This window comes from Gimesia algae (assembly GCF_007746795.1).
Classification (GTDB): Bacteria; Planctomycetota; Planctomycetia; order Planctomycetales; family Planctomycetaceae; genus Gimesia; species Gimesia algae.
In genome coordinates this window covers 5,241,950-5,261,533 of record NZ_CP036343.1, presented here as the reverse complement: position 1 = coordinate 5,261,533, position 19,584 = coordinate 5,241,950, and the positions used below count along the sequence as shown (strand labels likewise).

The following is a 19,584-nucleotide window of genomic DNA, read 5'->3' as shown; positions in this document are numbered from 1 at the left end:
CCTGAAAAGGATGAACTCATGAAAAATGAATCAATCAAACTGTTGATACCGGTCCTGGCTGTCTGTTTGTGTTGCGGTGCCGACTGGCCTCAGTTTCGCGGACCATTGACGAATAATGTTTCGATTGCTGATGCACCTCCATCGAAAGTAGACCAGGAAAGTATTGCCTGGACCGCTGATCTGGAAGGCAGAGGCGCATCGGGCCCGATTGTAGTAGGAGACAAAGTGTTTCTGACCAGCACGACCGGGTTCAAAGAGGATCAGCTGCACGTACTCTGTTTCGATCTGAAAACCGGCAAGCAGCTCTGGGATCGACAGTTCTGGGCCACGGGACGCACGCAGTGTCACAATAAGATGTGCGTCGCGACCCCCACCCCAGCCAGTGATGGCCAGCGTGTATTTGCGACGTTTTCCAGTAATGATGTGGTCTGCCTTGATTTGGACGGTAACCTGATCTGGATACGTGGCCTGTCACATGACTACCCCAACGCCAGTAACAGTCTGGGTATGGCTTCCTCTCCCATCGTCGTGGGTGAAACGCTGATAGTACCGGTCGAGAACGACGATGATTCATTTACGACTGGACTGGATGTGAAAACGGGAATCGCCCGCTGGAAAATCAAGCGACCCCGTGTAGCCAACTGGACCTCTCCTGCAATACTCAAAACATCACCAGAAGCGGAAGCTCTGGTTTTGCTGCAGTCCAGTGAAGGGGTTGATGCGATCTACCCCCAAACTGGTGAAACTGCGTGGCAGTACGAAGAGGGAGCAGGACGCATTCCTTCTACGACAGTGGGTGACAATACACTCTTCGTGCCTTCCAATGGATTGACAGCTTTGACTCCTGGTTCCAGCAGTGAGCCTCCTAAAGTACTGTGGTCTGAACAGAAACTGTCTCCTGCCACTGCCAGTCCGCTGGTCTATCAAAAGAAAGTATTTACTGTAAACCGGGCCGGTGTTCTTACCTGTGCCAACCCTCAGACCGGAGAAGTGATTTGGCGACTGCGTCTGAAAGGCCCGTTTAGCGCCACTCCCATTGCAGCCGCGAATCATCTTTACCTGGTCAACGAAAAAGGTTTATTACAGGTTGTTCAACTGGGTGAAGAGCAGGGGGAAGTGACTGGAGAAGTCGATCTGAAAGAAACGATCCTGGCAACTCCGGCAATTTCTGATAATTCACTGTTTCTCCGCAGTGATAAGCATCTCTGGAAAATCTCTTCCAGGTAAGTCGCTTATTTCGTGACAGAAAAACAGACTGAATAAAGGGTACACGGGTGTCACAACTGCTGGCTGTTGGATTGGGTGGCTTTATCGGAGCGATTGCACGTTACAGCATTACGGAATTCATGTCGCGAAAGTATCCCGGGTTTCCGGCGGGTACCCTGGTCGTCAATGCCACAGGCTGCCTGTTGATCGGGATCCTGATGGCGTTAGTGACACACAAGCAACTCCACCCTTCCGATCGGGTTCATGAGCATGTCAGCCTGTTTTTAATTACGGGGCTCCTGGGATCACTCACGACGTTTTCCACGTTTGGACACGAAACCGTCAGTCTGCTCAGAAATTCCGAGTTGCATCATGCCTTCCTGAATATATCAGGCAACCTGATTGTCGGATTCTTTGCCGTCTGGCTGGGCTGGACCTCTGTGATGTTCTGGTTGCAAAAATAGCTGAAAACCGTGTGGGGGCGATGATTTCGCGCTCGGGGCAGCCTCAGATATGAGCATTCAACCTCACACAACCAGATCTGAATTTAGTCACTGTCAACTTTTCAAATGTTAAGATTTTCTGATTATAACAATTAAGGTGGACTCCAAACCCAGCCGATATAAACCCTAACGGGGGGAATTCTGCCTGACCTGATTCAGGCAGGCAGAATCTATTTTCCCTTGTTTCCAGGTTTTAGCGGAGTTCGCTGCAATATGACTTACTGGCTTCGACCTCTGCGTTTTCTGGCAGGTGCCTTCAGTGGTGCCTCTTCTCCCCGTCAGCTGGCTCTGGGGTTCAGCATGGGGATGATCATCGGCCTGGTTCCCAAAGACAATCTGATCTCCGTTTTGCTGCTGTTTCTGCTGGCCAGTCTTAAAATCAACCTCAGCTCCGCTTCGCTGGCGACGCTATTATTTTCCTGGCTGACTTTGATGCTGGACCCGCTGAGCCATCTGATTGGCCGCGGTGTACTGCTGTCTGCTCCGCTACAGGGGTTTTGGCACTGGTTATACGAAATGCCATTGGCTCCCTGGACGGATTTCAATAATACAATTGTCATGGGCAGCCTGATACTGGGGGTGATGTTGTTTTATCCCGTCTATCGTTTGACTCGTCCGCTGTTCGAAAAATATACACCGCTACTAACTGAGAAGCTCCAGAAATATCGAATCGTACAAATCCTCTGGGGGACAGAAGTCGGTGTTGTTGCAGGGGATGTCGCATGAAATGGAATTATCTGCTCCCTCGATTCGCGCTGGCAGCCATCGTCTGGAGTTTTTTCGCATTTTGCTTTGACCCCATCATACGTTCGACGTTAATGCAGGTTGGAAGTTCGTTGGCCGGTACTACGGTTGAAGTCTATGACCTGGAGACTGGTTTCTTTCCCCCTTCAATCCAGACAGGGCCAGGATGTATTGTCAGTCCCCGCGATGATCAAAGTTATCTGATCTGTTTTGATCAGACACAGTTGAAATTTTCGGGTAAGCCTTTACTGTATCGCAAACTGATCGTGGAAACGGCGTCGGTCTCTGGAGTGGAATTATATGTTCCCAGGGATTTGACAGATGAATCGACGGTACAGTCTTTCGATTCAGAGAAATCTGGTTCCGGTGTGAACTTCGGCAGATTTCGTCGTCTTTCGAGCCAGCTTGGTAAATCCGGATTGGATATTTTAAAAACTGCTGCTGCAGAGCAACTCGATCCCAATCGTCTGGAAACCGTCCGGATCTCTAAAGCCATCCAGGGGGAATGGAAGCAGCGTTTTCAGGCGTATGATACACGTCTCAAGCAGGTGAAACAGGAAATTGACTCAGTTGAAAATTCAGTGAAAACCGCTGAAGGTAAAACGCTGGATAAAATTAAGACGTATGCCCAGTCGGCCGAGCGCGTTGATCAACTGGTTAATCAGGGGAAGCAGATCCGCAGTGAATTAAGTTCGCTCCCTCAAATTGCCCAGCAGGATTATCAGCGAATTGAACGGGCCAAAGAACAGGATCTGGCGAACCTGGATCAGTTGTTGGAATCTGTCTCTCCTGATCCTCATAAAATCCTGCATACGCTGATGGGAGACGAGTTGTCTCATCAGATTGAGCAGGTCTTTGGCTGGACGAACTACATGTTCCAGACCGTACAGGCCATGCAGGATGAGCAGGAGCCGGAACGTATTCAGGGAGAATGGATCGATTTTCGCAGCGATGTGAACGAACCCGATGTTCTGTTTAAAGACATTCGATTATCAGGGTTTGCACGCAGGGACCAGGAGCAAATTCCCTTCCTGGCGGTCGTCAAAAATCTCTCATCCACTCCCAGGCAATATCGACAGCCAATTCGAATCCAGGCACAGGTCGATGGGGAAGCTGAGATTAAGTTTGCCGGTGAATTGAAATTTTATGAGGCTGAGCCGACCCATGAATTCGTAGTACACTTCAAATTACCTCAACAGAAAAGAATTACGATTGAAAACTCTGACAGGATTTCGCTGGCTCTGGTAGCAGATCAGACAGAGTGCCGCTCTCATCTTTCCTTTCGTGAACATGATTTTCAGTGTCAGATCGAGTTCAGTCAGACCCCAGTCCGTTTTGAATTTGACAGCTCTCAAGCGGAAACGCAGTCAATCACCAGACTCTTGCAGCAGTCATTGGCTTCGATTGATTCTGTGTCAGTGAAATTGCACGGTTCCGGATCCTATGACAGACCAGAGTGGCAGATCGAATCCGCGTTGGGGGCACAGGTTGCCCGTGGATTGACTGCGGCGTTCCAGGCCGAGATTGCCCGTGGAAAAGAGAAACTGGCTGCGGAAATTGAACAGCTGGCAAGTCAGGAACGCGAAAAGCTCATTCAGGAGCTGAATCGCGATTATTCCGCGATCCTGGCAGAACTGGAAGCGGAAGAGTCCAAAGTGCAGTCTGTGATCCAAAAAGTATCCGGCCGTCCTCTGGGGCTTCGCAGTTTACTCCGCTAATTGCCTGTATACGCCTCCTTGATGACAAGATCCTCACGAAGTCATTTTGTCACAGCAGCCGCTGTCGCTGAAAATTCCCCTTGATTTCTCTTTATTTCTGATATGATTAATAACAGGGAACAGAGAGAGTTGCAGGATGCTTTTATACTTCTTTATTCGCCTTTTCTGGCTGCATACACCTCCTGTCCACTACCTGGGTTTCACTTCTTTACAGGTCTGACGAATTTGATGAGATTAACTGTGTAAGCTGAATACGGTCATTCTTGACCGAGTTCCACGATAAACGCTTGACTTCAGCAAATTTCGATACAAAACTCATTAAATGGATCTACATTCAAACATACGTATTTCAGAGGGTCAATTGCGTGTATTTGAGATGTCGTTAAATATTGTTTCAACCGGGAGTCGTTTATGACTATCGTGGCAGTGAATGCTCATGCACCAATCTCTTCAGGAGAAATTCCCACGACAGACCCCCGGCGTGCTACCGATGTCGAACAAAAACAGCAGCAGATCATTGAAATTCTGGAAGAACTGGAACTGGATGCAATCCTGTTGCAGTCCCCAGAGAATATTGCCTGGTTTACGACGGGAGCAGATTTAACTCGTGCCGGTTCTAACGAGAGTTGTGCAGCGGTTTTTATTACACAGGATGCGCGGTTGATCGCCTGCAGTAATGTGGATGCGAATCAGATTTTTGACCGTTCTATTCCCGGACTGGGATTCCAGATCAAAACGCGACCCTGGTATGAGCCCTTGTCTCAATTGATTCGTGACCTCTGTAAAGGACGTAAAGTTGCCAGTGATACGGGTGTTGAATCGACAATGAATCTGTCTGAACGCTTCAAGGCGTTACGGATTCCTTTCAGCGAACTGGAAGGGGAACGGATTCGGGAACTGGGGAAACTTGTCTCCCACGCGGTCGAAGCAACTGCACGGCGCGTTGAGCGCGGACAGACAGAGCAGGAGATCGCTGGCTGTCTCTCACATCGACTGCTGAAGCATGGTGTCACTCCCAGGCGGCTGCAGGTTATGGTGGACGGGCAAAGCATCCGTTACCGTCATTGGGGGTATGGCGAGGATCGCCTGGAACGTTATTGTGTCATCTCCGCCGTGGGATCACAGAATGGATTACATGCTGCTGCTACCAGAACTGTTTCGCTAGGCAAGCCTCCGTCCAGCTTTATTAAGTCGCATCATCTAGCCTTACTTATGCAGGCGACCGGCATGTATTTTTCCAAACCCGGCTGGGCTTTCTTTGATACCTGGAATCGCGTGAAACGCATCTATGAAAAATACGAATGTCCCGATGAATGGCAACATTCTGACCAGGCTGACATTATTGGTTATTTACCCGCCGAGACTTCGATTCTCCTGAACAGTGAGTTTAAACTGCAGCCAGGAATAGCTGCTTTCTGGCATCCTTCCGTAGGGCCTGCCATGACCGGGGATACGATTTTGATTGAAGAAGACCAAACCATCATGATCACCCCGATGGAACAATGGCCGACTGCTAAAATCATGGTCAAAGAGCATCAGCTTTCCTTGCCTGACATCCTGATTCTGCCTGATGAAGCCTGAGTTTTGAGCTGCAGGATCTTTCAGTTGTTTAAAAACCATGCTGAATTTACGCTTCCTTCGAAATGTCACTTGTCAAATCGAGGTCTTCGAATCAAGATTAACGGAACGGCAGGTCTGTATCTGTCTGACCATTTCCGGATCGCTTCATGCCTAGGCTGGATTCAGTTTCTCTTTGTGTTGTCTGACTAATGGATATTGCAAATTCCTCAGGAACTTCAGGGGCGTCATCAGAGGGACCCCTGCTGGATGTCTTTCCAGAACCTCTGGAAGTCTCAGAGGATGTTTCGCGCGTCCGCCGACGTAGAACCAGGCGATTATTTAAAGTCGCCTGGCTGGGAATTTCAGTGCGTCTGTTTGTGATCGTCATGGAACTGGTAGGGCTCTGGTTCCTCGGCCACTCAGTTCTGCTGGTTGATGCACTGGCTAGTAGTGCTGACGTATTGACGTCACTGGCAATCTTGTTTGCCATTCGACTGGCTGAACAGCCTCCTGACGACGATCATCCATTTGGACACGGTCGCTTTGAACCACTGGCAGGTTTTCAGTTAGGGATCCTGATTCTGATTGTGGGGGCAGCAACTTTCGGGTACCAGCTGTTCGCAGCCATCAGTCATGCTCAATCGGAAATCATAGGATGGGTGAGCTGGACGATCCCGCTGTTCGCTGCAATTCTCCTGGAAGTGACCTGTCGTATCGTGTTCAGGATGGCAAAACAGGAGAAGAGTTCAGCAATGATTGCAGAAGCCTATCACTACCGGGTCGATGCGATCACCAGTTTCGTGGCTGCCTTAGGCTTGCTTATTGCCAGTCAGCTTCCTGGCTATGGACATCTGATCGATCATATCACAGCGATGATTCTGTCTGTGATCATGGTCTATCTGGGGTGGGTGGCAGCCCGGGAAAATCTGCATGAACTGACAGATAAGGTACCTCACCAGAGATATTTTGACCAGGTCAAAGCTTCCGCGATGAAGGTGGACGGAGTGCTGGATGTAGAGAAGGTTCGTATCCAGACCGCGGGACCGGATGCACACGTCAACATTGATATCGAGGTGAATCCCAACGAGACTGTCGATCAGGCCCATTTAACCGCTCAGCAGGTCAGATATCAGATTCAGCTTGATTGGCCGACTGTTCGTGAAGTGGTGGTCCACGTCGAGCCTTATTATGAAGCAGACCACTAAGCCGCGTGAAATTAAGTTCTCATAATTAGAAGCGAATGATGACATCGCCGCCCAGCAGGACCTGGTAATCCGACTGGAAGTTGCGATAAGGCTTCACAGTATTTCCGAAAAAATTTGCCTTGGTGTCTGACCAGTCAAAACGCAGTTCGGGTCGAACTGTGACACAGGGGTGGGGACGCCAGTTAGCTCCCACGGTCAGTTCATAATAATTGCCACCTGTGGCTAAGGGTTGTGGAAGCTGCAGGACGCGTGAGAAATTCTGATCCCGAAAATATTCAAATCGGGCTCCCCAGGCAAATTTCTCTGTGACGTCGTAGTACAGGTATTGATTGAACGAATACCACTTTGCCGGGACAGTCTGAAACTGATTGTTGAGCGTACCATTATCCTGAATGCCAAAATCACTCTGGAAAACATAAGTCAGGCAGTCAGTAAGGTTATGTGAAAGTACGAAGCTGACGAGGGTACGGTTGGCCGTGTTACTGACCCCATTGTCCTGATCACCTGAAGTCAGGGTCAGGTTGATGTTGGTGTCTTTGTCACTGCTGTTCCAGCCGATGCCAGCCAGCAGTTCGGCGTCATCATTCGGGTCTTCCCAGGCATCCCAGCCACGGGCAACACCAGCGAGCAGCTGTAACTGTTCCGTGACCTGAAAGGTGGTCAGAATCCCTGTGTGAGTGAATGGTTCTCCATACTGCATCGTATAAGAGTGGGAATAGAAGAAGTTGTCGGGGGCGGTTACTTTTTCATATCCAATCGGGGTGTAGAAGTGTCCGGCTTTGATGCTGACGCCTTCCAGCCATGGCACATAAAGCTCTGCATAGAGCTGAGGCATCGCCAGACCGTACATGGCATATGTATTGCCGCCACTGGTACGAGGACCATTTCCACTATTCCAGTGTGGCGAACCGTCAGATTCGGTTTCGAGACCGAGTGCTGTTGTATAGAAATAGTCGGTACCGTAGAGCAGGTCAGCACGAAAGCCCCAGTCCAGTTCATCACCACCGTAATTCACCTGACGTTCCATAAACAGATAAAGCTGATTCATCTGGTATTCGTTAGAGCGATCGTTAAACGTGACAGGCAGGTTGAAATTATTAGATGGTTTCTGAAAGTTTCCTGTAAATCCCTGATCAAGCCAGCCACCCACTTGGACGCGATTGGATTTCATGGAGGGATAAACGGGGGAATGACTCATCAGGAACTGATCCAGAAAATTGCAGCACTGGCATTCCGGCAGGCACATTTCATTCACGCAGTTTGCGGTACCAGAATCAATGATCGCACAGCCAGCTGCCTCAGACAGACTGAGCGACACTGGCTGGTATGTGCTTTCAGCTTGAATCTGTGTTTCGACCAATGAGTCTGCTGTTTCGATCTGGTTTTGTTGTCCAAATCCGATTGCTGGCAGACTGATCGCCAAGGCAACTGCAATCCATTGTGAGATATTTTTAATTCGCATCTTATTCCAACTCGTGCGATAGACTGACGATTAGATAAGTTTTACTGTTCATGTGTTGTTTTCTGCCCAGGTTGCTTGGTGCTGATAGTATCCATTGGTTCATATGGATGGCTAAAATCAATCTGGACAGTCATTTGACTGGAACGGTCTGGTCCTTACCTGAGATCTATGTAGATCTGTTTAGAGCGGAAACACGCTTCCTCTGTCTTTTTCGGCTTTTCCGGATAAACGATCCGAACCTAATTATTTGTTAAGTAACGTCATCGCACTGATTTTGTGGTTTAAACGCTACTCTCCCCTTCTATTTACCTATCTTACGACGCATTCACAGGGAAGTGGTCAAACGTTTAAATCTGAGACTGCCAGGGTGAAGAAAATGTGCATGATTTAGATGTATCAGACAGACCACAAGAGCCGGTTTAGAGTCGAATATCAGCTAAGATATCACTCATAATAATGTTTCATAAGTTAAACATATACGTTGACTTGGGGCATCATCTCTATCCAATCCTGCCACTGAACAGAATAAGATTTTCTGGCCTGACCATTCTGACAGTCCTACAATCCGAACCAGGTTTCCTAAACAACGCAGAATGCCATTTTATTAATTGCAATTAGTAGGTCCATAGGCAAAGATATTCCATTAAGTGCATTAATATCTGCGATCTTGAGCCAATTTCTCGTACTCAAAAAAAGTATTCCTTTTAATGAACGAGCAGTTGACTGTTAGGTTTAATGCGTGCAATCGTCAAATTGAGTGTCTATTTCGACAGTGCATACCTTAACTGATCATTCCAGTTGTTAGCTGACCTCTACCAAAACTGTTACGGGTAAAAAAATACTATGAAGAGCCTGAAAAGATTGTTTGGCCGTAAAACTTTTCGCAAAGCAACTCGTCGTTTACCATTTCGGATCTCGCGTCCCATTGGTTATGCAAGCCATGTAGAGCGGCTTGAAGATCGAACATTGCTTGCCAGCAATATTCTGGCCTCTCTGGAAAGTTCTGTGAATCAGCCGAATGTTTCTACAGAATTAATTCTGAATATCGGACCAGGCAGCTCACCGACACTCGGTTTTGAAGTGCATGCGACTGCGGGGTCCGCCTTCAATCCTGCTGCGATTCAAATTATTAATACCAGTACAGATGCCGTGATTCCATTGAATCTGGCAGAAAATGACCATGCCGGCACAACGAATTCGCTGACATTGGCCACACTGGCTCCGGGCGAATACTCTCTTATGGTCCGCGGACAGACTGCTGCCACGGGCGGGTTTATCGTTGATGTGTTCTTGCCCGGTGACACTGATGGCAGTGGATCTGTGACTGATACGGAATATCAGCATGCTCTGGCGGCAACCTATCAGAATCTATTCGGCTTCAACAGTTTTACTGCTCAGTTCTATATCCAGCAGATGGGCCTCAATCCTGGCACCAACTTCTACTCCCGGGAGTTGGATGGTGACATGGATGGGGACGTGGATAACAATGACCTGCAGATGATGAACTCCAACCGGAATATCCCGCCCATTCAGATGGAACTGATTGGCGATCAGGACGCACCGGATGTGGCTGCAGGACTGCAGGTTGACTCTGGAGTTTCCAATTCGGACGGTATCACCAACGAACTGACAATTGTGGGCACGGTCACTGACGAAAGCCTGATTACACAATTCAAAGTCTCCCTCGATGGTGGCAGCTATAAGAATATCTTCGGGCAACTTTCCGGTGGTGCCAGCGGGGGTTCCTTCACGCTGGACCGGACCTGGCTGGAAACGAACCTGAATGGTGGCGGTTCTCTGGAAGGGGGCACACATACGCTGCGTTTCAGGACAGTTGACGAACACGGCAATGTGAGTCCCGCTGGTGTCTTTAATGTCAATTTTGAACTGGATACAATTGCGCCGACGAAAGCGTCTGATATTTCTGATCAGGTGACACACGAAGATTTTTCCATTGATCCTCCCTCGGCTCAAGATATCGACCTGGGACCGCTGAGCAACTACTTCAACCAGAATGGAGGAACTCCGCTCAGCTATCAGGTGGTCAGTATGACCGAAGCGATCGTCGAAGTGGATTTCTCTACGGGAAATCTGATTCTGAATTCTGTGCTGAATGCAAACGGTTCCACAGATATTGTCATTCAGGCCATTGATTTAGCCGGAAATTACGTGCCTTCTACATTCAATGTGAAGGTCAACGCATTGAATGATGCCCCGACATCCACGAATAATACGGTGACGACGGACGAAGACACCACGTTCACCTTCACGCTGGATGACTTCAATTACAGCGATGTCGAAGGTGATGCTCTGGCGACAGTGCAGATTACCTCGCTGGAAACGGCGGGTTCCCTGCAATTGAGTGGTAATGACGTGATACTGGACCAGGTGATTACGAGAGCCGACATCGAAGCCGGTAATCTCAAGTTCGTCCCGGTGGCGGATGCGAATGGCACACCTTACGACAGCTTCAACTTCCTGGTGAATGACGGTGCTATTGATGCGACCGCTTCGAGCACGATGACGATCAACGTGAATGCCGTAAATGATGCTCCGACCTCCACGAATAACACGGTGACCACGGACGAAGACATCACGTTCACCTTCACTCTGGATGACTTCAACTTCAGTGATGTGGATGCTGGTGATGAACTGGCGAGTGTGCAGATTACCTCGCTGGAAACGGCGGGTTCCCTGCAGCTCAATGGTGCGGACGTCATTTTGAACCAGGTGATTACGAAAGCCGATATCGAAGCCGGTAAGCTCAAATTCGTCCCCGTGGCGGATGCGAACGGTGCTGGCTACGCAAGCTTCGACTTCCTGGTAAATGACGGCGCTGTTGATGCGACCGCTTCGAGCACGATGACAGTTGACGTGACGGCCGTGAATGATGCCCCGACCTCGACGAATAACACGGTGACGACGAACGAAGACATCACGTTCACCTTCACTCTTGATGATTTTAACTTCAGTGATGTCGATAGTGGCGATGAACTGGCGACAGTGCAGATTACCTCTCTGGAAACGGCGGGTTCCCTGCAGCTGAATGGTGCTGACGTGATACTGGACCAGGAGATAACGAAAGCCGACATCGAAGCCGGTAATCTCAAATTCGTCCCCGTGGCGGATGAGAACGGTGCTGGTTACGCGAGCTTCGACTTCCTGGTGAATGACGGCTCTGTTGATGCGACCGCTTCGAGCACGATGACGGTTGACGTGACGGCCGTAAACGATGCTCCGACTTCGACGAATAGCACGGTGACAACGGACGAAGATATTACCTACACGTTCACTCTGGATGACTTCAACTTCAGTGATGTCGATGGTGGTGATGAACTGGCGACAGTGCAGATTATCTCACTGGAAACAGTGGGTGCGTTGCAGTTGAATGGTGTCGATGTGACGGCAGACCAGGTGATCAGTCGGGCCGATATCGAAGCAGGTAATCTGAAATTCGTCCCCGTCTCAGATGCCAGTGGTACGCCTTACGACAGCTTCGAATTCCTGGTGAATGACGGCACTGTCGATGCGACTGCCTCTAGCACCATGACGATCAACGTGGACGCCGTGAATGACGCTCCGACTTCCAGTGATAAAACGGTGGCGACAGACGAAGACACACCGTACGTGTTCCTTGTGACTGACTTCGCGATCAGTGATGTGGAAGGCAGTGATCTGGCTGGCGTGCGGATTACCTCCCTGCCTGGTGCCGGTACGCTTAAGTTGAGTGGTTCGGCGGTGAGTGTGAACGATGTGATCGACGTTGATGATATCGGCGGCGGTCTGCTGACTTTCGATCCGGCTGAGAATGAGAACGGTGCAGGTTACGCGAGCTTCGAGTTTAAGGTGAATGACGGTGCGGACGACGCGGTTGCTGCCAATACGATGACGATTGACGTGACAGCTGTGAATGACGCTCCGACTTCGAGTGATAAAACGGTGGCGACAGCTGAAGACACACCGTACGTGTTCCTGGTGACTGACTTCGCGATCAGTGATGTGGAAGGCAGTGATCTGGTGACTGTGGTGATTACCTCCCTGCCTGGTGCCGGTACGCTTAAGTTGAATGGTTCGGCTGTGAGCGTGAATGATTTGATCGACGTTGATGATATCAGCGGCGGTCTGCTGACGTTCGATCCGGCTGAGAATGAGAGCGGGACGGGTTATGCGAGCTTCGAGTTTAAGGTGAATGACGGTACGGATGACGCGGTTGCTGCCAATACGATGACGATTGACGTGACGGCTGTGAATGATCCTCCGGCAGCTCAGAATGATGCCTTTGACTTCAATAATGAAAATGCATTTTCTGGAAATGTCTTTCTGAATAACGGAAACGGAGCTGATACAGATCCGGATATCGGCGATTCCTTTAATGCAACACAAATTGAATACGAATTGGATCCAGGTGTCTCAGGAATTGAAACAGAACCGGTGACTACGATTCAGCCTGGTGAAGTTACTTTGCAGCATGGTGGTGTGCTTACCTTGTCTGCGAATGGTGATTTCACCTACGATCCCACTCAGAGTGCGGAATTAATAGGGCTGATGGGAACCCAGTCCTTGACAGAAACCTTTATCTATACAATCGACGATGGTAACGGCGGAACTGACACCGCGACTGTGACGATTGTCATCTCGGCGAACCAGTTACCGATCGCTGAACCCGATGCCACTTCCACAGATGAAAATACGCCGATTACCAGTTTCAATGTACTCGTTGAGAATGGAAGCGGGGCTGATAATGATCCTGATGGTGACTTCGAGGACCTGTTCGTCGCCAATCTGCCTAACTCGACCTCGGATAAGGGGGTCAGCCTGACCCTGAACGGGGACGGGACCATTAACTATAATCTGGCGGGGCAGTTTGACTTCCTGGCAGATGGTGTCACCACCACTGATACATTTAGATATACCCTGGAAGACGGCCGCGGCGGACAGTCCGTGGGGACCGTAACCGTGACGATCACGGGCGTGAACGATGCTCCGACTTCGACGAACAACACGGTGACAACGAACGAAGACACCACGTTCACCTTCAGCCTGGAAGATTTCAACTTCAGCGATGTGGATGCTGGTGATGAGCTGACGACTGTGGTGATTACCTCACTGGAAACAGTGGGTGCGCTGCAGTTGAATGATGTCGATGTGATAGCAGACCAGGAAATCAGTCGGGCCGATATTGAAGCAGGTAATCTCAAATTCGTTCCGGTGGCAGATGCCAGTGGCACGCCTTACGACAGCTTCAACTTCCTGGTGTCTGACGCCGCTGTCGCTGCGACCGCTTCAAGTACCATGACGATTAACGTGGATGCCGTGAACGATGCTCCGACCTCCACAAATAACACGGTGACGACGGACGAAGATGTTACCTACACGTTCACTCTGGATGACTTCAACTTCAGTGATGTCGATGCTGGTGATGAACTGACGACTGTGGTGATTACCTCACTGGAAACAGTGGGTGCGCTGCAGTTGAATGATGTCGATGTGATAGCAGACCAGGAAATCAGTCGGGCCGATATTGAAGCAGGTAATCTCAAATTCGTTCCGGTGGCAGATGCCAGTGGCACGCCTTACGACAGCTTCAACTTCCTGGTGTCTGACGCCGCTGTCGCTGCGACCGCTTCAAGTACCATGACGATTAACGTGGATGCCGTGAACGATGCTCCGACCTCCACAAATAATACGGTGACGACGAACGAAGATGTTACCTACACGTTCACTCTGGATGACTTCAACTTCAGTGATGTCGATGCTGGTGATGAGCTGACGACTGTGGTGATTACCTCACTGGAAACAGTGGGTGCGCTGCAGTTGAATGATGTCGATGTGATAGCAGACCAGGAAATCAGTCGGGCCGATATTGAAGCAGGTAATCTCAAATTCGTTCCGGTGGCAGATGCCAGTGGCACGCCTTACGACAGCTTCAACTTCCTGGTGTCTGACGCCGCTGTCGCTGCGACCGCTTCAAGTACCATGACGATTAACGTGGATGCCGTGAACGATGCTCCGACCTCCACAAATAACACGGTGACGACGAACGAAGACACCACGTTCACCTTCTCCCTGGAAGATTTCAATTACAGCGATGTCGAAGGTGCTGGACTGGCGACTGTGGTGATTACCTCGCTGGAAACGGTGGGTGCGCTGCAGTTGAATGGTGTCGATGTGATGGCAGACCAGGGAATCAGTCGGGCCGATATCGAAGCCGGTAATCTCAAATTCGTCCCCGTGGCGGATGAGAACGGTGCTGGTTACGACAGCTTCAACTTCCTGGTGAATGACGGTGTTCTCGATGCGACTGCTTCCAGCACGATGACGATTGACGTGGATGCAGTAAATGATCCGGTTGAGGCGAACGACGATTCTGCGAACGTATCTAAAAACGGTACGGTCAATATTGATGTTCTGGACAATGATGTTGACGTTGATGTCAATGATACTTTGACGGTGACTCTGATCGATGGTCAGCCCATACCTAACGTCAATGGGGATTTTGTTACTTTGGCTTCGGGTGCGATCGTTACACTCGAGGCAGATGGAACTTTAACCTATGATCCGAATGGGATTCATTCGGATCTGATACCGCCTGATACAGAGCCGGATTCCTTTGAATACACTGTCAGCGATGGTACCGTGACGGATACTGCGACTGTGAATATTACGATTAGCGGCAGTAATGAAGAACTGACAAAGACAGAACTTGAACTGGAAGATATATCCAGCGATGGTCTGACACCAATATCCTATGATCTGGATCTGTATTTCACTGATCCGGATCCTGGTGATACGGTAACCTATTTGGTGGAGGCCAAACTGGCCGGCGATGTAGATCTGCCTGTCGATTTCTGGGCGAATATTGATCTCTCAGGCAGTGATCTGAATATCACATTTACGGACTACAGTTCAGAACAGGTACGTCTGCCTGTGGTGATCACGGTTACCGCCCATTCTGATGATACACTTTCCGATGATGTGATCAGTACGTTTACGCTGACTCCCGTTCCTCAGTCGACCATTGATATTCAACTGATCGCTCGGAACGAGGCGACTGAAGGAAGAGAGTTTACCTCTTTCCGTGCCGAGAGTGATATTGGTGATGTTGCTTCAAATTTTGTGGGGGGGGGACGTTTCCAACTGATCAATGGACTACAGGATCTGGCTTATACCATTTCACTGTATAATGGTGATCTGGATATTGATGGTACCGTGACTGACGGCGATACCACAGATGATCTGGTGTCACTCAAGTTTATTGATACCGCGAACGGTAATGCCGAATTATTTACGATCTTTAGTGACAGTTTATCCGATAATGACCTGACTATTGATCTGGATAATAATCTGTTGACGGGAACCTGGACCTTAGGAGAAGGACTGACCAGTACAATTATTGACAAACTGTATGCCGGGACAATTGCGGTACAGCTTGTTAATAAAACGGATGGAGCGAACAAAACGGTGAAGCTCGCGGGGCGCAATATCGAGGTGGCACCTGAAGTCAATGATGTTAACAGTCTTCCGACAAGTGTGACAACCATCCTGCAGGGTGATACGTACGTCGTCGAAATCTGGATGAGTGATCAACTGGCTCAGGTGCTGGCAGGTCAGTCGACAACGAGAGCAGGTATCACATCGACGATTTTGGATATGATCTGGAGCAATGCTGATGCAACAGGCTCTGTAACTGCCCATTTCACTGTGGATGATTCGGCGTTTGGATATTTAGTGAGTATCAACGATGATGATACAGACCTTGAAAATGGTCTGATTGAAGATATCAATGCCACCACATTCAATTCCGGTGTGGCTTCCAATGGATATGGCCGACTTGGTTATATCACGTTAGTTGCCAGTGAACTGACTGCTGCGGGTGACCCTGTCGTTTTTGATATAGATACCGCTGATTTCTTATCAACTGGCTCCGACCCAGACTTTGTTCAGCGGCCAGCGAATATAGATTTGAGTCAGATTTCGATCAGCAGTGTTTCCGTATCGCATGTCCCGCCTTCCGAATTCTTTATTCAGACTGATCAGAGCAATCTGACTGTTTCTGGTACTATCACAGTCGATGGTCAGGAAATCAACTTGTTACCACAGTCTGGCACTTTGAATGCTACCAGTTTAAGTGGTCGCCTGAATGTGGTGATGGACAATCTGGCTGAACCGGGATCGATCCGGATCGTAGATTCCTTCGTTGAAGTGAATCCTTCCGGTCTGGCCCGACCTGACCGAGATGGTACAGAGAGCTACGATGCGTTTGACCTGGCCGACTTTGGATTGGTGGGAGATCAGGATATTCTTGGTGTAATAGGACCTTTTGATGGTGAAATAAGTCTGGCGATTCGTGATGCGATAGCGAAGGTTTTCTCCAGCCAGCAGGCGCTCGACGGACAGGGTTACTTTGATATCAGCGAAGACTGGGTCCTGGATCATGGATTACTTGAATCGCTGGTGTCTGTAAATGAAGATAGCTTTGATGATTATACTATTGAGTCGGAAGAAACATCCGGAGAGACACTGTCGTTCATCGATCCGGTAACCGGTTTCCCTGGTGGAGTACCAGACTGGAGTCATGCGAGGCTGACGGGGAATGCGACCGATGGTTTTGAACTGCTGATTCCGATCAGCCGTCGTCTGCAGTTTACAACCGCAGATGGCTATGATGTGGTTCTGGATCTGGTTGGTTCAGTGACCGCCCTCTTGAATGTCGATCTGGTCAATACGGATGAGGCTGGTGATACTCTTCTCACAGCGGTAGACACTGAATTAAATTCGGGGACTCCTGAGACCAAGGTTTACCAGGGGATCATCGGGAACAATTTGAGTTTGATTGATCCTTTGAATGATGTGGATATGTTTAAGGTTTATCTGGAAGATGGTGATACAGTCAGAGTGGATGTGGATGCCAGCCAGTACAGAACTTACCTGGACAGCACTCTGCGTCTCTTTGATGCAGATGGTAATCAACTGGTAACTTCCGATCTTAATGCTGCACCGGATGAATATATATTTGACGAGACTATTTTCTACGATTCTTATCTCACCTACACAGCGGAAGGTGCGGGCTTTTACTATATTGGCTTGAGTTCTTATGCAAATGATGTTTACGACCCTGAAGAGACTGAGACCACTAGCCCGGGTGTATTTCCCTCTGAAGTTGGTTCTTATGACCTGACAATTTCCGTTCTGGACGGTGCCGGTGTTAATCCTTTGCACGGAACACAGTCGATTGCGGCTGATACCACTCTGGAAGAAGGGACCAGCGTTGATCTGATTGTGGTTCGCGAACAGACAGAGTTGAATGTCTTTGGCCAGACTGAGGGTCTGCCGGACAGTGATACCTGGATTGATGAGTGGAGTTCATTCTGGGTGGAAGTCTATGTCGAGACCGCAGATGCGAAGGGGATTACTGACGCGACGGTTGACCTGAATTACAACACGAATTTCTTTACCGCGACAGCGATTGAATTTGGCAGTGCCTTTAATGCCTCAGGGCAGGCTGTGATTGACGATGCCACGGGAGTGGTGACTGGTCTGAGTGGATCGGGTGCCTATGAACGGTCAGGCAGTGGTGATAAAACACTGCTGGCGCGGGTCAAGTTTGAGTCACTGGTACAGGATGATGTCTCCATTGACTTTGAAGACAAATTCATTGGCCCGCATGCTTTGGGTCTGTCCCTGAGCAATGTCAGTGTTAATCTGGCACATGATACCGGGACCACGTTAATTGTCGGTGATGCTCCCGAAACGGATCTGTGGGCGATTGCCTACGATGTGAACGATGATGATAAGATCAACTACCGCGATCTGATTATCCTGGCTTCCATCTATGGTCAGAACGTGCTGGATGCCGATTCGCCTTATGTCTGGGCGTTGGATGCCGATAAGAGTGGAAGAGTTGATTATCGGGATCTTAATTACTTTGCATCGAATTACGGCGTGCACAAGGGGGGAGATCAGGAAGTCCTTTATCCGTCGAACTTCCTGCAACGCTGGTACGGTAAGACGACCGATGTCACAGGTGAGTCTTCGATCGATCAGGTAATGGATGAAGCGTTGAGTATCTGGCAGGATGCGTTAGGCCTGGAAGAACCTTTGGATATTCAGCTGGTGATCACCAACCTGGGTGGGACTCAACTGGGTGAAGGTCAGATTACCAGCGTCGATTCAGAAGGTCGTCCCGTTTCCGGGATTGTGACACTGGACGATGATGCGGCCGGTCTGGGCTGGTATTCGGATCTGGATTCTTCCGCTTTCAGTGAAACGGATCTGGAAGGGGGCGTGGCTTATACGGCTGATGCGAGTTCCGCAGCCGCCGGTCACTATGACCTGCTGACGGTTCTGTTACACGAAATCGGCCACGTACTCGGATTCACCGATACTTATGCTCCGTTCGAAAGCTTTATTCAAACGGGCGTAGGCGGAACACTGACCTTTGTGGGCAGTGGTTTTGAAGCGACGTTGACCGACGATGGTCTGCACCTGGATGATACGGTGCATGCCGGCGATGTCATGAATGCCACACTGGATCCGGGAGTTCGTAAACTGCCTTCGATTCTGGATGCCTTGATTCTGCAGTCAGCTCACGAAGCAGCCGCTTCGGGCAGCTATGAGATTCTAGTCGGTGTCAATGCTCCTCTGATGGCGAATCTGCCGCTGGTGGCTGAACCACCTGTAACGCAGGTTACCGAGAATGAGAATTCGCTGGTGACTGTTATCGCGCCGCTGGAAGAATTGTCTCCCGTCGTATTCGATGTGACCAGCAGTCAGCTGACAGGCGATGTGCCGGTTCAGCCTGGATTGCAGCAGATCTTTAACAACCTGCTGCAGAGCCAGGGACTGGATCAAAGCGAACTGGATCTGACAGTTCTGGAAGGTTTGAGCGATGAGTTGATCAATGATCTGCGGTTGAACGGTCTTTCGATTGTTGATAGCGGAAAGATCGATGTTTCGGATCTGGTTGATCTGGAAACTGGTGACCTGGATCTGGCAGGACTCAGCAATGAAATCGATGCTGATTTCGATGATGTCTTCTCAGACTGGGCAGGTCCCATACTTTAAATAATCTGTGTGAAATTCCGGCCCTGGTGAGCGTGCGAAAGCTGCCGTCAGGGCCTTTTTTCTTAAAACGCCATGTTCTGGAAGCTGTAGGGGAGATGGGTTGTCGAGTTGCGTTTTGTCAA

At 49.5% G+C, this 19,584-nt stretch carries 8 protein-coding genes; 7 read left to right on the top strand and 1 reads right to left on the bottom strand.

From position 1 onward, the window contains the following. Positions 1-18: 18 nt before the first annotated feature. The 6 genes from Pan161_RS19530 to Pan161_RS19505 all read left to right on the top strand — a co-directional run bounded on the left by Pan161_RS19530 (position 19) and on the right by Pan161_RS19505 (position 6,936). On the top strand, positions 19-1,227 hold the full coding sequence (locus Pan161_RS19530; RefSeq protein WP_145230005.1) for an outer membrane protein assembly factor BamB family protein: 1,209 nt from the start codon (positions 19-21) through the stop codon (positions 1,225-1,227). Between the two features lie 47 nt (positions 1,228-1,274). Next, on the top strand, positions 1,275-1,670 hold the full coding sequence (crcB, locus tag Pan161_RS19525) for a fluoride efflux transporter CrcB (protein ID WP_197995420.1): 396 nt from the start codon (positions 1,275-1,277) through the stop codon (positions 1,668-1,670). Positions 1,671-1,922: 252 nt separating this feature from the next. After that, positions 1,923-2,435: a TIGR03546 family protein gene (locus tag Pan161_RS19520; protein ID WP_145230001.1), complete on the top strand. Its 513-nt coding sequence runs from the start codon at positions 1,923-1,925 to the stop codon at positions 2,433-2,435. After that, positions 2,432-4,171, top strand: coding sequence for a TIGR03545 family protein (locus tag Pan161_RS19515; protein WP_145229999.1), 1,740 nt, complete (start codon positions 2,432-2,434; stop codon positions 4,169-4,171). Before Pan161_RS19520 ends, Pan161_RS19515 begins: the two co-directional genes overlap by 4 nt. 411 nt (positions 4,172-4,582) lie before the next feature. Continuing rightward, positions 4,583-5,752, top strand: a complete 1,170-nt coding sequence (locus Pan161_RS19510; protein ID WP_145229997.1) for a M24 family metallopeptidase — start codon at positions 4,583-4,585, stop codon at positions 5,750-5,752. A gap of 188 nt (positions 5,753-5,940) precedes the next feature. Further along, positions 5,941-6,936, top strand: a complete 996-nt coding sequence (locus Pan161_RS19505) for a cation diffusion facilitator family transporter (protein ID WP_145229995.1) — start codon at positions 5,941-5,943, stop codon at positions 6,934-6,936. Between the two features lie 25 nt (positions 6,937-6,961). On the opposite strand, the gene Pan161_RS19500 is transcribed toward Pan161_RS19505, so the two are convergent. Then, positions 6,962-8,398: a porin gene (locus tag Pan161_RS19500; protein ID WP_145229993.1), complete on the bottom strand. Its 1,437-nt coding sequence runs from the start codon at positions 8,396-8,398 to the stop codon at positions 6,962-6,964. A gap of 843 nt (positions 8,399-9,241) precedes the next feature. Between Pan161_RS19500 and Pan161_RS19495 the strand changes: the two genes are divergently transcribed. Beyond that, entirely contained in the window at positions 9,242-19,462 is a 10,221-nt protein-coding gene (locus tag Pan161_RS19495; protein ID WP_145229991.1) for an Ig-like domain-containing protein, read from the top strand. Positions 19,463-19,584: the final 122 nt, after the last annotated feature.

Bases quoted from the DNA above. Each gene is read 5' to 3' on its own strand.
- Pan161_RS19515 (WP_145229999.1), top strand. From the start codon at position 2,432: ATGAAATGGAATTATCTGCTCCCTCGATTCGCGCTGGCAGCCATCGTC.
- Pan161_RS19505 (WP_145229995.1), top strand. From the start codon at position 5,941: ATGGATATTGCAAATTCCTCAGGAACTTCAGGGGCGTCATCAGAGGGA.
- Pan161_RS19520 (WP_145230001.1), top strand. From the start codon at position 1,923: ATGACTTACTGGCTTCGACCTCTGCGTTTTCTGGCAGGTGCCTTCAGT.
- Pan161_RS19530 (WP_145230005.1), top strand. From the start codon at position 19: ATGAAAAATGAATCAATCAAACTGTTGATACCGGTCCTGGCTGTCTGT.
- Pan161_RS19510 (WP_145229997.1), top strand. From the start codon at position 4,583: ATGACTATCGTGGCAGTGAATGCTCATGCACCAATCTCTTCAGGAGAA.
- Pan161_RS19495 (WP_145229991.1), top strand. From the start codon at position 9,242: ATGAAGAGCCTGAAAAGATTGTTTGGCCGTAAAACTTTTCGCAAAGCA.
- Pan161_RS19500 (WP_145229993.1), bottom strand. From the start codon at position 8,398: ATGCGAATTAAAAATATCTCACAATGGATTGCAGTTGCCTTGGCGATC.